The sequence below is a fragment of the Rhizobium sp. CF080 genome, from assembly GCF_000282095.2.
Taxonomy (GTDB): Bacteria; Pseudomonadota; Alphaproteobacteria; order Rhizobiales; family Rhizobiaceae; genus Neorhizobium.
The window spans coordinates 1-13,168 of the sequence record NZ_AKKC02000012.1; the positions used below are offsets into that span (position 1 = coordinate 1).

14 protein-coding genes are annotated in these 13,168 nt (G+C 63.0%); 5 read left to right on the forward strand and 9 right to left on the reverse strand.

The window, feature by feature from the left end; genetic code table 11:
• From PMI07_RS25235 to PMI07_RS25245, 3 genes are all read right to left on the reverse strand, one after another.
• Positions 1 to 516: metallophosphoesterase (locus tag PMI07_RS25235; protein ID WP_024164138.1), on the reverse strand; the 516-nt coding region annotated here is incomplete at its 3' end.
• A 95-nt stretch (positions 517 to 611) separates the two neighbouring features.
• The gene (locus PMI07_RS25240) at positions 612 to 1,247 is read right to left on the reverse strand and encodes a TetR family transcriptional regulator (protein ID WP_007771384.1); all 636 of its coding nucleotides are present in this window, start codon (positions 1,245 to 1,247) and stop codon (positions 612 to 614) included.
• A 67-nt stretch (positions 1,248 to 1,314) separates the two neighbouring features.
• Positions 1,315 to 1,632, reverse strand: a complete 318-nt coding sequence (locus tag PMI07_RS25245) for a hypothetical protein (RefSeq protein WP_007771386.1) — start codon at positions 1,630 to 1,632, stop codon at positions 1,315 to 1,317.
• Between the two features lie 232 nt (positions 1,633 to 1,864).
• Between PMI07_RS25245 and PMI07_RS25250 the strand changes: the two genes are divergently transcribed.
• Positions 1,865 to 2,434, forward strand: coding sequence for a DUF922 domain-containing protein (locus tag PMI07_RS25250; RefSeq protein WP_051484260.1), 570 nt, complete (start codon positions 1,865 to 1,867; stop codon positions 2,432 to 2,434).
• A gap of 68 nt (positions 2,435 to 2,502) precedes the next feature.
• Here the strand turns inward: PMI07_RS25250 and PMI07_RS25255 are convergent, their stop codons facing one another.
• Positions 2,503 to 3,408, reverse strand: a complete 906-nt coding sequence (locus PMI07_RS25255; RefSeq protein ID WP_024164139.1) for a DMT family transporter — start codon at positions 3,406 to 3,408, stop codon at positions 2,503 to 2,505.
• Positions 3,409 to 3,495: 87 nt separating this feature from the next.
• Between PMI07_RS25255 and PMI07_RS25260 the strand changes: the two genes are divergently transcribed.
• On the forward strand, positions 3,496 to 4,425 hold the full coding sequence (locus tag PMI07_RS25260) for a LysR family transcriptional regulator (protein WP_007752202.1): 930 nt from the start codon (positions 3,496 to 3,498) through the stop codon (positions 4,423 to 4,425).
• Between the two features lie 69 nt (positions 4,426 to 4,494).
• Here the strand turns inward: PMI07_RS25260 and PMI07_RS25265 are convergent, their stop codons facing one another.
• The 5 genes from PMI07_RS25265 to PMI07_RS25285 form a co-directional block, all read right to left on the reverse strand.
• The gene (locus PMI07_RS25265; RefSeq protein ID WP_007752204.1) at positions 4,495 to 5,379 is read right to left on the reverse strand and encodes a polysaccharide deacetylase; all 885 of its coding nucleotides are present in this window, start codon (positions 5,377 to 5,379) and stop codon (positions 4,495 to 4,497) included.
• A gap of 18 nt (positions 5,380 to 5,397) precedes the next feature.
• Entirely contained in the window at positions 5,398 to 7,113 is a 1,716-nt protein-coding gene (locus PMI07_RS25270; protein ID WP_007752207.1) for an ABC transporter ATP-binding protein, read from the reverse strand.
• Positions 7,110 to 7,985: an ABC transporter permease gene (locus PMI07_RS25275; RefSeq protein WP_007752209.1), complete on the reverse strand. Its 876-nt coding sequence runs from the start codon at positions 7,983 to 7,985 to the stop codon at positions 7,110 to 7,112. Before PMI07_RS25275 ends, PMI07_RS25270 begins: the two co-directional genes overlap by 4 nt.
• Positions 7,985 to 8,956, reverse strand: a complete 972-nt coding sequence (locus PMI07_RS25280; protein ID WP_024164140.1) for an ABC transporter permease — start codon at positions 8,954 to 8,956, stop codon at positions 7,985 to 7,987. The genes PMI07_RS25275 and PMI07_RS25280 overlap by 1 nt, the downstream gene beginning before the upstream one ends.
• A 75-nt stretch (positions 8,957 to 9,031) precedes the next feature.
• Complete coding sequence (locus PMI07_RS25285) at positions 9,032 to 9,733, reverse strand: creatininase family protein (RefSeq protein WP_007771279.1); 702 nt, start codon at positions 9,731 to 9,733, stop codon at positions 9,032 to 9,034.
• 205 nt (positions 9,734 to 9,938) lie between these two features.
• On the opposite strand from PMI07_RS25285, the gene PMI07_RS25290 reads away from it, so the two are divergent.
• The 3 genes from PMI07_RS25290 to PMI07_RS25300 all read left to right on the forward strand — a co-directional run bounded on the left by PMI07_RS25290 (position 9,939) and on the right by PMI07_RS25300 (position 13,126).
• Positions 9,939 to 10,499, forward strand: a complete 561-nt coding sequence (locus PMI07_RS25290) for a MarR family transcriptional regulator (RefSeq protein ID WP_007771280.1) — start codon at positions 9,939 to 9,941, stop codon at positions 10,497 to 10,499.
• Positions 10,496 to 12,088 (forward strand): ABC transporter substrate-binding protein, encoded by a 1,593-nt coding sequence (locus tag PMI07_RS25295; protein WP_007771281.1) that lies wholly within the window; start codon positions 10,496 to 10,498, stop codon positions 12,086 to 12,088. The genes PMI07_RS25290 and PMI07_RS25295 overlap by 4 nt, the downstream gene beginning before the upstream one ends.
• An 87-nt stretch (positions 12,089 to 12,175) precedes the next feature.
• Entirely contained in the window at positions 12,176 to 13,126 is a 951-nt protein-coding gene (locus PMI07_RS25300; RefSeq protein ID WP_007771282.1) for an isoaspartyl peptidase/L-asparaginase, read from the forward strand.
• Positions 13,127 to 13,168 lie beyond the last annotated feature (42 nt).

Sequence of the window (13,168 nt, forward strand, 5' to 3'; positions counted from 1 at the left end):
CCGCCAGTGGGCGGCATCGGCTTCCTCGCCGAGTGCCGGCGGGTGGTGGACGACGATCAGCTTCGGCAGGTCGGGATGGCTGTCGAGCGTCGAGGCGAGCCAGTCGAACTGTTCGGGATCGATCGTGCCGCCGATCAGGCCCGGCGTCGTCGAGTCGATGGTGATGATGTGGATGCCGTCGATGATCGTGTCGTGGTCGTAGGGTGCATCCGGATCGTGCGCCTCGATGCCCATGCCCTCGTAGAAACCGGGGCGGGTGTCGTGATTGCCGAGTGCGTAGATGACCGGCACGTCGATCCTGGCGTCGATGATCTCCTTCAGCCGGCGGAAACTTTCTGCATCGCCGCGATTGGTGAGGTCGCCGCTGGCGATGACGAATTGCGGCTTCGGCGTGACGGTCGCGACGAGATCGAGCACCTGGTGCAGCGTCTCGGTCGTGTCGCTGTGCAGATGGCTGTCGTCGGCGGTGCCGATGTGCAGGTCGGTCAGATGGATGAATGTGGTTTCGCGTCGCACCGGATGCCTCCATAGATGACGGTTTCGTCAGGAGGACCGTTAGAAGGGGTTTGTTTCGGGGTGGTGACGGTTTTCGAATGCCGTTCGAAATCGGTTCAGCGACGGAACATCGGCGCGATCACCTCGACCATGCGGGCGATGACGATGTCCGGATCGTCGAGGTCGATGCCGTAATTGGTCAGCACTTCCGTACGTGACCGCGAGCGGGTGACCTGGGAGCGGATGCCGAGTGCGCAATTGAGCCGCCAGCCGATATCGATCTCGTCGAGCCAGGGCGCTATCCGCTTCAGATGCGGGACGAAAGCCCGATGATGTTCGACGTTATCGATGATGCGGCGGTAATGAGGCGCGCGTTCCCGATGGGTTTTTGCCATCGAGGTGAAATGCGACAGGACTGGATAGCTGGAGGTCGGGTCGAGGCTCCAGCGGATCGACGGGCCAACCAGGGCTGCGATGACTTCATCGAGATCGGGCGGATCGGGCGCCCGGCGGTCGACGGCCTTGCGCAGCAGGCTCAGCCGCTCGGCGTTAAGGCGCCGGTAGACGCGCTCCGCGACCGCTGCGACCAGTTCTTCCTGGGAGCCGAAATGGTAGCTGATGGCCGACGGCGTGGCATGCGCCTCGATGGCGATCCGCCGCGCGGTCAGATCCTCCAGAGCATCTGCTTCGCAAAGCAGATGCTCGCAGGCATCCATGAGCCTCATGGCTGTGAGATTGGTTCGGCCGTGCATGAACTCACCCTCGATGAGGCAGCCTAGACCGCTTCTGTGTAGGGTGGATGACAGTGCGGGAAAACGCCTAGGCCAAATCCGGGCGAGCCGTTTCCGTGTCGAGCGGGCGGGCGAAAGGCGCGGGCCAGGTGTCCCTTTTGTCGTCGCTGTCCTGGCCATCGCGAAACTCGTCCATGCGATGCTTGATGGCCAGCGCATAGATCGTATCGAGGATGTTCCGGTCACGCAGGTGGGGATCGGTGAGGCCAAGCAGCGCTGCCCGGACGATCTTCTTGCTCGACGTCTTCGGGCAGCGTTTGTTGACGAATTTGAACAAGGCGTCGTCCGTGAGGCCATCCATCGCGCCGTCGACCAGAGCCTCGTAAACCTTTCGCTTTTCTCCCACTACACTGCCCCGCACTCAATCAAGATGATTATGTCACATAACTGTCATCATCCATTTTGAAGGAAATATGGCAAGAGGCCTGGAACAAAACTTGTGAGGGATAGCGTTCACCGGACACGCTTGATGAATTGAAACGGCGTTGCGGCATCTCTAGTTTCGCCGCAGCAACGGGTTCGGGAGGAAAATAGTGAAGATAGGTGCAGGAATTCTCGGGGCGGCGCTCTTCTCTGGGATGGTGCCGCTGGAGGCGTCGGCGCAGAGCCAGTGGCAGCCGGTCGAGCAGATCCAGACCTATTCTATCACGGGTGATTCCGGCGTCGATCTCTACGCTTCCATCGGCGAGCGTGGCCCGAAGATCGGCAAGGAGGTGCGTGCCATCGCCCATACCAATTTCAAGCTGACCTGGACCCGTGACTACCGGCCGCAGCCGGACGGCGCCTGTACGCTGGTTTCGGCGCGGCCGAAGCTGATCATCACCTATACGCTGCCCAAGCCCGCATCGCCGCTTTCCCCCGAGCTCAAGAGAAAATGGGATGTCTTCTTTACCGGCGTCCACAAGCACGAATTGGTCCACGGCGTCATCATCACCGACATGGTGAAGGAGATCGAGCGGGTGAGCGTGGGGCTCAGCGTCGCCGACGATCCGAAATGCGCAAAGATCAGGACCGAACTGACCGCCAAGCTCGGCGAGATTTCGAAGGCGCAGCAGAAACGCAGCAGCGACTACGATCGGATGGAGATGGGCGAGGGCGGCAATGTCCACCAGCTCATCCTGCAATTCGTGAATGGCGCCGGCAGATAGCCGCCGCACAGATTGATTCATCCGTTGGCTGGAAGCTATTGCTTTTCCTGATGAACTCTACGGCTGCACTATCTCTTGCGCATCACGTTGACGACGAGCACGCCGACGATCGCCATGACGCCGCCGATCGCGCCGATCAGGGTCGGCACTTCGCCGAGCCAGAGGAAGCCGATCAAGGTCGCGGTCGGGGGTACGCCGTAGAGGAAATTGGCGGCCCGGGCGGCAGACAGCCGTTTCAAGGCGATCGCCCAGGTGACGTAACCGATCGCGGTCGGGAAGAGCACCAGATAGGCGATGCCCCAGTTGACGTTCGCCGGAGCGGCGGCAAGCGCCTGGAGGGTGGACGGGACCGCCGGCAGCAGCGGAATGGAGCCGATCAGCATCAGCCAGGCGGTGACGGCCAGGGCGGGCATGCGGCCGAGGATCGGCTTCTGCAGCACGCTTGCGATCGCCGAGCACAGAGCGGCGCCGAGGATGAGGATCGCGTTCGGATCGAGATCGAAGCCATCCTCGCCGGAGGCAGCGATCAGCGCCACGCCGGCAAAGGAGATCGCCGTTCCGACCCAGCCCCAGCGGCCGAACCGCTCACTGAGCGCGAACGTGGCGATGAGGGCGGTGAAGACCGGCATTGTGTTGATGATGAAGCTCGCCGGCCCCGCCGCCACCGTTCGCTCACCCATGTTGAGGAGAACGGCGTAGGCTGCGATGAAGAGCACGGCCGCGACGACGAGGCGAAGGACATCGCCCCTGGCCGGAAGGGCTGGCCGGGCAGCGGCAAGATAGAAGACCGCGATCAAGGCGGCCGGAACATAACGTGCCGTGGCGAGCTCGATCGGCGTCAGCGGCCCGAGCGCGATGCGGATCACGGCGAAGGACGAGGCCCAGAAAACGATGGTCACGAGGATCGCCAGGAAGGCGATCACGTCAAATCCGTGTCTCTCGACTGTTCCAGAATTCATGGTGACCGTGCTCATCTCTTTCTCCCTCGAAGCGTGGAAGCCAGGATTTAGCTCCACGCATCCGTGCTTGAAAAGCACCGCGATCGATGATCATATGTGCCTATGGTTCACAGCTCGCAGACCTTGCCGCCACTCGACACGCTAGAAACCTTTGCCCGCGCCGCCCGTCTCGGATCGTTTTCCGCTGCGGCGGAAGAGGGCGGCGTCACCCATGGTGCCGTCTCCCGGCAGATATCCAGGCTGGAGCGCTGGATGGGGGTGCGGCTCTTCGCCCGCGAGGCCCGCGGCGTGACGCTGACGCCGGAAGGCATGCGGTTTTTCTCCCGCGCCGAGGAGGCCCTGGCACTGCTCGGCGATACGGACGAGCGGTGGGTGCCACGCCGCAACAAGACGGTCGTCCGGCTTTCGGTGACGCCATCGGTCGCCTCGCTCTGGCTGTTTTCGCGGCTGTCGAAGCTCGAGGCCGCCGACATCCATCTGGAACTGATCCTCGAACATCGGCTGGCGGATTTCAGCGAGGGCATCGATCTGGCGATCCGCTGCGGCAAGGGGCCTTGGGCTGGCGTTCGCAGCCTGCCGCTCTGGCAGGAGAAACTGGTGCCGATTGCTGCGCCTGCCATCGCCGAACGCCTGGCTGGGCGGTCGGATGCTAAATCTCTGCTGGAGCTCCCTATTCTGCACGATTCCAATGTCGAGGCCTGGCGGCGCTGGCTGGCTGTCGAGGGTGTCGACTATGTGCCGCGCGGGCAGGACCGGCGGTTCGAGGACTATAACCTGGTGATCGATGCCTGCGCGCACGGGCTCGGTATCGCGCTCGCCCGGCCGCCGCTTGCGGACGCGGCGCTTGCCTCCGGTCGGGTCATTGCCGTATCGGAGAGGACGATCGAGCATCACGTCGCCTTCCACCTGATCCGCCCGAACGATGCGATGAAGGCGTCAGGCGCCGAGTTCGCGCGGCGTTTCCTGCAGGAGGCGGGGCTCGACGAAACGGCAATCGCCGCCTTCATCGCGCCGGGACGGGGGAAGGGATAAAACTAGGAGCCTACCGCACCCCGCTGAATACCGCCGATATCGGTAACCAGCGCAACGCTGCGGGAGGACTCACACACCGCCATTGTCCCTGGCGAAGCGGGCGATATCCGCATGGGTCCCGAACCAGACGCCTTCGTGGTCCTGGATATGCCTGATCAGCTCTTCCAGCACAAAGATGCGCGAGCGGTAACCCGAGACATGCGGATGCATGGTGAGCAGGAACAGCCCGCCTTCGATATAGGCGCGATCGAATTCCCGCTTGAAGATATCGAGCACGGAAGTTGGCGGCGTATAGGGGCGGAGCGCGGTGAACCGGTTCATGTTGAAATAGACCGCATCGTCGCGGATCCATTCGACCGGCAGTTCGACCATGCCGGTCGGTTCGCCGTCCTCGACCAGTTCATAGGGGTCGTCGTCGGCCATCAGCGAGGAATCGTAGATCAACCCGAGTTCGCGCTCGATCTTCAGCGTTTCGTAAGAAAAGTCCCAGGAGGGCGTGCGCATGCCGACGGGGCGGATGCCGGTGATCTTTTCGAGCGTGTCGGCGGCGCGGAAATGCAGCTCGCGTTCCTTGTCGGCCGGAACCTTGGTGTTCACCTCGTGAATCCAGCCGTGCAGGCCGATCTCGTGGCCTTCGGCGATGACCCGCCGCTGTTCGTCGGGATAGAGAAGGGCTGCGACTGCTGGCACGAAGAAGGTTGCCGGAACGTCGGCGTTCTTCAGCGTCTCGAGGATGCGGGGCACGCCCATGCGGTTGCCGTATTGCCCCTGAGACATGCGGCCGATCGATTCGCCGCCGTCGCGAAGCTCGTTGGTCTCATGGTCGCTGTCGAACGAAAGAGCGACCGCGCAGCGCGCGCCGTCCTTCCAGGCCTTCGGCTTCAGCGAGCGGCCGGCGCGCACCTTGTTGACCTTGCCGCGCCAGGTGGCCTCGTCCCATTCCCAGGGTTCCATGTTCCGTTCTCCCTTCTGTTATTCCGCTGCCTCAGGCAGGACCGGCACGGCCGCGAGCAGCCGCCTGGTGTAATCGTGCTGGGGATCGGCGTAGATCGTCGATGCCACGCCTTCCTCGACGATTTTGCCGCGATACATGATGGCGACTCGGTCACAGAGATGCCGGACGACGGACAGGTCGTGGCTGATGAAGACCAGCGAAAGATCGAGCTCGGCGCGCAGCCGGATCAACAGGTTGATAATCTGCGCCTGGATCGACACGTCGAGCGAGGCGACCGGCTCGTCGCAGACGACCACATCCGGCTGCATGGCGAGCGCGCGGGCGATTGCGATGCGCTGCCGCTGGCCACCGGAGAACTGGTGCGGGAAACGGTTGGCGAAGGCCGGGTCAAGCCCGACCGCCGCCAGCCATTCCTTGACATAGGCAGGTGCTTCGGCGCGGGTGACGAGCTTGTGGGCGAGCGGACCCTCGGCAATGATGTCGCCGATGCGCATGCGGCCGTTGAGCGAGGCGAACGGATCCTGGAAGATCGTCTGGATGCGCGTGGTGATTTTTCGCGCATTGCGGCCGTTGCTCATCACCGGTTTGCCGTTGAGGCGGATCGTGCCTGCGGTGGGAACCGCGATGCCAGCCGCCATGCGGCCGAGCGTCGATTTCCCGGAGCCGGATTCGCCGACAAGGCCGAGTACCTCGCCGCGCTTCAGCGTGATCGAGACGCCGTCGACCGCCTGCACCACCGGCAGCGGCTGGGAAATGCCGGACTTGATTGCCAGGTTCCTGAACAGGCCAGCCGGTTTTTCGAAGCGCTTCATCGCATTGTCGATGACCAGATAGGGGCTCCCGAGCGGCGGCAGGTTCAATGTCGCCGACTTGCGCGGCGGCGGGGCCGCGTCGGCAATGCCGATGCCGCGCAGCAGGAGTTCACCGGGCTTGGCGCGCGAGGGCAGTGCGTCGAGCAGCGCCTTGGTATAGTCGTGCTGCGGTCGGGTCAGCACGCCGAGCGCCGGGCCGATCTCGACGATCTTGCCGGACCGCATCACCGCGACGCGGTCGGCGAGGGACGATACGACTGCGAGGTCATGGCTGATCCAGATCAGCGCAGTGCCGAGTTCGGCCACCAGTTCCTTCATCTCGGTAAGGATTTCCGCCTGGATTGACACGTCTAGCGCCGTTGTCGGCTCGTCGCAGATGATCAGTTTCGGCCGATGAAGAAGTGCGATGGCGATCGCCACGCGCTGGCGCATGCCCCCGGAAAACTGATGCGGAAAGAAATCCACCTTGCGTTCCGGCTCGCTGATGCGGACCTGGGCCAGCGCCTTGATCGCTCTTTCGCGGGCGTCGGCCGCGCTGATGTTTTCATGCGCTTCGAGGGCCAGCTTGATCTGGGTGCCGATGCTAAGCACCGGGTTCAGTGTCATCATCGGGTCCTGGAAGACCATGGAAATGGTCTTGCCGCGGATGGCGCGCAATTCGTGAGGCGACAGGCCGATCAGCTCGCGGCCTTCAAGCTTGATCGATCCCTCGACGATGCGGCCGGGTTCATCGATCAGGCCGATGATCGAGAAGCCGGTGATCGACTTGCCGGAACCGGATTCGCCGACGAGGCCGAGCACTTCGCCCGGTGCCAGTGAAAACGAGACGCCGTCGACCGCCTTTATTTCGCCTCGGCCGCTCGGAAACCAGGTCTTGAGGTTGGTGACTTCGAGAAGCGGAGCGCTGGTCGTTTCGGTCATCGGCGGAGCCTCGGATTGAGCTGGTCGCGGATCTGGTCGCCGACGAGATTGAGCGAGACGATGAACAGGATCAACGCGATTCCCGGATAGATCGAGATCCAGTAGCGACCGGAGAGCAGGTATTGAAAACCGTTGGCGATCAGCATGCCGAGCGACGGCTCGGTCGGCGGCAGGCCGACGCCGAGGAAGGAGAGGGTGGCTTCGAGCGAGATGGCGCTCGCTACCTGCACGGTCGCGACGACGATCAGCGGCGGCAGGGAATTCGGCAGGATGTGTTTCAACACGACGCGCCAGGGCGACAGCGGTATGGAAAGCGCCGCCTCGACGTAATCCTTCTGCCGCTCGGCCGATGCCGCGCCATGCGCGGTTCGGGCGAAATAGGCGTATTGGGCGAAGATCAGCGCCATGATCAGCTGGTAGCGGCCCTGCCCGAGAAGGGCAGCGATCACGAAGGCGAGCAGGATCGCCGGGAAGGAAAGCTGCAGGTCGACGATGCGCATGGCGAGGCTTTCGAAACGGCCGCCGATATAGGCCGCCGAGCAGCCGACCACCGCGCCGATGACGAAGGCGATGCCGCCGGCAATCACGCCCATCTGCAGCGAGATGCGCAGGCCATAGATGATCGCCGACAGCAGGTCGCGGCCTTGCGAGTCCGTGCCGAGCCAATGGGTGTAGCCGCCGGTGCCGACATAACCCGGCGCGCGCCGCGCATCGCGCAGCACCAGGCTGGTCAGGTCATAGGGGTCCTGTGGGGTGACCAGCGGCGCGATGATCGCGGTCAGGACGATCAGGAAAACGACGATCGCCGCACCGGTTGCGACCTTGTTGCGGAAGAATTCCTCTAGGAAACGGCCAAGCAGAGTATCGCGCATCAGGCACGTCCCTTTCGCAGGCGCGGATCGAGCAGCGCATAGGTGAGATCGACGATCAGGTTGATGACGATGAACAGGAAGGCGACGAGCATCAGGTAGGCGACCATGACCGGCCGGTCGAGCGAGGTGATGCTGTCGATGATCAGCTTGCCGAGACCGGGCCAAGAAAAGATGGTTTCGGTGACGACCGCAAAGGCGAGCGTCGAGCCCAGTTCCAGGCCGAAGACGGTGACGAGCGGAATGGAGATCAACCGCAGCACATGCCGGCTCAGCACCGTGAATTCCGACAGGCCGGCGGCGCGGGCGAATTTCACCGTGTCGCTCAGCATCAGTTCGCGGGTGCCGGCGCGGGCGAGCCGGATCATCAGCGAGAATTTGAAGAGTGCGAGGTTCAGCGCCGGCAGCACGAGATGTGCGAACCCGTCGCCGGTGAGGAAACTGAAATCGACGCCGAACACGTTCACCGTCTCGCCGCGCCCGCCGGCCGGCATGCAGCCGCACTGCACGGCAAATACCATGATCAGCATCAGGCCGAACCAGAAGGTCGGCACCGAAAACCCGAGGATCGAAATCGCCATGATCGCGCGGGAAACCAGGCTGTGCGGCCGGTAGCCGGCATACATGCCGATCGGGATGCCGACGAGGCTGGCAAATAGAACGGCCGCCAGCGTCAGCTCCAGCGTCGCCGGTAGGCGGGTGAGGATCAGCTGGCTGACCGGGATGCTATAGACGAGGGAGCGGCCGAAATCGCCTTCGATGATCCGGCCGAGGAAGGCAAAATATTGCCGCCAGAGCGGCTGGTCGAGCCCGTATTGGGCAATCACCGCGGCACGGATATCCTGCGTCGCATCCGGAGAGATCAGCACGTCGATGGGATTGCCGACGGCATAGACGCCGCAGAAGACAAGCGCCGACATCGCCATGACCACGATCGCCGCCTGCCACAGGCGTTGCAAGATGAAGCCTAACATATGTTCCCCGTCTTATCCCTAGACCCGTCTTCCGCGGGTTTCGTGGTGCCAGATGCCCCGAAGGACGCCCGGCCGTCAGTGCCAGTCGTTTTCGAGAAGATCGCGGGTTTCCGCGACAGCCACGTCCCAGATCGCCAGCATGTCCTCGTCCGGGCGCTGGTAGAGGCCCTGATAGTTGCCGTCGCCCAGCAGTGCGCGCTTGCGGGCCGCATCGACGCGGGCGAGGCCGGCGAAATCCACCTTCGGCTTCTGGGTTGTCGGCTGGCGCTGGTCGCTGGTGCGCGTCCAGGGGAAGTTTTCCATCCAGGAGGCGTGCGAGGCGGCTGGATCGGTGTCCTGTACCTTTGCCCAGGTTTTGGGCGCCCGCCACCAGTCGTGGAATTTCACCGAGGCGTCCGGATGGGCATTCAGCCATTCCGAGATGACCGCGGTTGCCGGCGTGTTGCCGCCATGGCCGTTGACGATCAGGATGCGGCGGAAGCCGGAACGGTGGATGCTGTCCATCAGGTCGCGGATGACCCCGATATAGGTCGCGAGCGTCAGCGTCAGCGTGCCGGGAAAGGTCGCAAACGACGAAGCAAGGCCGTAGGGCACGACGGGGAAAACCGGAATGCCAAGCGGCTCCGCCGCATCCAGCGAGACCTTCTCGGCAAGGATCATGTCGGTCGCGAGGCTGAGATAGGCGTGCTGCTCGACGCTGCCGATCGGAAGCACGCAGCGGTCGTCTTCCGCCACCCGTTCCTCAACCTGCATCCAGTTCATATCCGCGATCTTCATGAAATCTCCATGGGATGCGCGTCTCGCGCAAAAAGTAATCAGAATCTCGCACAAAAGCACAAAAAATGTGCCTTGACAGGCGCTGCGCCAATCAAGTGCAAGGTTCCATACGGAACTAAAAAAAGAGATTGACAGCCAAATAAGCTACCGTCAAGTTCCATACGGAACAAAATCCGGTGCGGGATTTCTGCGGGAGCTGACGGCGTTGCAATTGGAAATCTCATCCTTCGATGCGCTCCTCAGGCAGGGCGGCAAGGCTGCCGCCGGCAGTCACGGCGTCGATGATCTGGTCTCCGTCAAGCTGTGGCAGAACCCCTGCTGGCTTTCCTTCCGCATCAACTTCCTGGCGTTGCAGTTCAACGAGCCGATCTATCGCTGGATCGAAAAGGAGCACGGGCTCGCCCGGCCGGAATTCGTGGTTCTCTATTCGCTCGGCCTGTCCGACGGGCTGACGGCGAGCACGATCAGCAGTTCTTCAGGCTTTCCCAAGAACACGATGAGCCGGGCGATCCAGAAGCTGATCGACAAGAACATCATCCGCCGCGAGATCGACGCGGCGGATCTTCGAAGCTTCGTCCTTTATATCACGGACGAAGGAAAGCGCATCGTCGACCAGACCATGCAGCCGATGGTGGAGCGCGAAAAGGTCATGCTGTCGGGACTGACCGCTGCCGAAAAGCTGATGCTCTCCGAATTGCTGGCGAAAGTCGTCGTGGACTCACCCAACTGGCCCCCAATGATAAATATAGAGGAGAACGAAGAATGACTATTCTCAAGACATTCCGCACAGCGGCTCTCGCCGCCGTACTGCTCGGCAGCGTTTCGGGCGCTGCACTTGCCGCCGACCTGACGATCGGCGTGCGCGCCGGCCCGTTATCGGTCGATCCGCATTTCACAGCCGCCGGCACCCATGCCGAAGCGGTCAAGCATATCTACGACTCGCTGGTGAAATCCGGCAACAACCTCGAACTCGAGCCGGGCCTTGCGACGAGCTGGAAGGCCATCGACAACACGACCTGGGAGTTCAAGCTCCGCCCGGGCGTCAAATTCCATGACGGCTCCGACTTCACCGCCGAGGACGTGAAGTTCTCGATCGAGCGCATCCCGGCAGTGACCGGCCCGAACCCGACCACGATCTATGTCCGTCGCGTGCGGGGCATCGAGATCGTCGACCCGCTGACGATCCGGATCAAGACCGATGGCGCGGCGCCGAACCTGCCGAACGATTTCATTCGTCTCTTCGTCGTGTCGCACACGGCGGCCAAGGATTTTTCCGCGAATGCCGACAAGGCGTCGGAAGGTTTCAATTCCGGCAAGGCGGCAATCGGCACCGGCCCCTACAAGTTCGTCTCCTGGACGCCGAAGGAACAGCTCGTGCTGCAGAAGTTCGACGGCTACTGGGGCGAGAAGGAACCCTGGGACAAGGTCACCCGCAAGGAAATCCCGAACGATGCGGCCCGCGTCGCACAGTTGAAAGCCGGCCAGGTCGACCTGATCTCCCGCATTCCGGCCTCCGACGTGCCCACGCTCGAAAAGGATACCAAGCTCACCGTTGTGCGCCAGGACAGCGTTTACCTCTTCAACATCGCCTTCGATTTCCGCGATAAGCCGCCGCAGGTCAGCGCCAAGGATGGTTCGCCGCTGCCGAAGAACCCCTTCCAGGATCCCAAGGTGCGGGAAGCCTTCGATCTGGCGATCGACCGCGAAACGCTGACCGAGATTTCCATGGAGGGCATGGGCGCGGTCCAGTCGCAACTCGTGACGCCGAACATCTTCGGCTGGAACCCGGCCGTCAAGCCGACCAAGGCCGATCCGGCCAAGGCCAAGAAGCTGCTTGCCGAAGCGGGTTATCCGAACGGCTTCAAGGTGACCTTCTCCTTCACCAACGACCGCCTGCCGGGCGACAAGGATGTGGGCACGACGATCGCCCAGATGCTGACCGCGGTCGGCATCCAGGTGGAAGCGAACTCCCAGCCGGGCGCCGTCTTCTTCCCGGCCAACACGCGCGGCGACTACTCGATGACCATGTCGGGCTGGGGCACGCTGACGGGTGAATCGAACTACACGCTGTCTTCGCTTGCCCACAGCAACGACCCGGCGACCAAGCTCGGCGCCTTCAACCTTCGCGGCTATGTCAACAAGACCATGGACAAGCTGATCGAGGACGCTGCCGTCGAGATGGATACCAAGAAGCGCGAAAAGTTCCTGATGGACGCCAATGCCCTGGTCGCGACCGACCGGCCGCTGCTGGCGATCGCCTCGACGGTCTCGGCCTGGGGCATGAAGAAGGGCATTACCATCGTTCCCCGTTCCGACGAGGACACGCTGGCGATGAACATCCGACCTGCAAAGTAAGGCTTGCTGACGGGTGAGCTATCGGCCGGGCACCTTGCCCGGCCTTTTTTCTGAAATGATCTCAAAATCAGACAGGGAGAACAACCGATGGGAAAGATTGCGCTGGCGATCCATGGCGGCTGTGGCGTCATGGCAAAGCTCGACCTGACCGACGAAGAGTGGGCGGCCGCTCGTGTCGATCTCGGCCGCGCGCTGAAAGCCGGCTGGGACGTGCTGACGGCAGGCGGTGCGGCGCTCGACGCGGTGCAGGCCGCCGTGGTTGTCATGGAGGACTCTGCGCATTTCAACGCCGGTTACGGCGCGGCGCTCAATACCAACGGCAAGCATGAACTCGACGCGTCGATCATGGACGGCCGGACGCTCGAAGGCGGCGCCGTGACGCTGGTGCGGCGTATCCGCAATCCGATCAAGGCGGCCCGCAAGATCATGGAAAAAGGCGATGCGATCCTGCTCGGCGGCGACGCGGCCGACGATTTTGCCCGCGAGGCCGGGCTCGATATGGTCGAGCCGGACTATTTCACCACCGAGCGGCGTATCAAGGCGCTGGCCGCGATGAAGGCGCATGCGGCGGCCGGCACGGCTGCGAAAGCGAGCGAGGCGGAAAAACACGGCACGGTTGGTGCAGTGGCGCTCGACGGTGCCGGGCATCTGGCGGCTGCGACCTCGACAGGCGGCTATAACAATAAGCCGGAAGGCCGCATCGGTGACACCCCGATTATCGGCGCTGGAACCTACGCCCGCGATGGCGCCTGCGCCGTTTCGGGCACCGGCAAGGGCGAATATTTCATGCGTTATGCGGTCGGCCATGAAGTGGCAGCCCGCGTTTCCTATCTCGGCGAGAGCCTCGAAAAGGCAGCCGCCAAGGTCATCCAGGAGGACCTGAAGCAGCACAATATCGGGGCGGGCCTCGTGGCGGTCGGCGCCGACGGTTCGATTACCGCGCCTTACAACACGGACGGCATGTTCCGTGGCTGGGTGACGCCGGAGGGCGAGTTCTACGTCGCCACCCATGGCGAGGTTTTCCCGATCAAGCCCTGAGCCGGCAGAGCTTCGACACGAAAAGCCCGGCGGGATGACCGC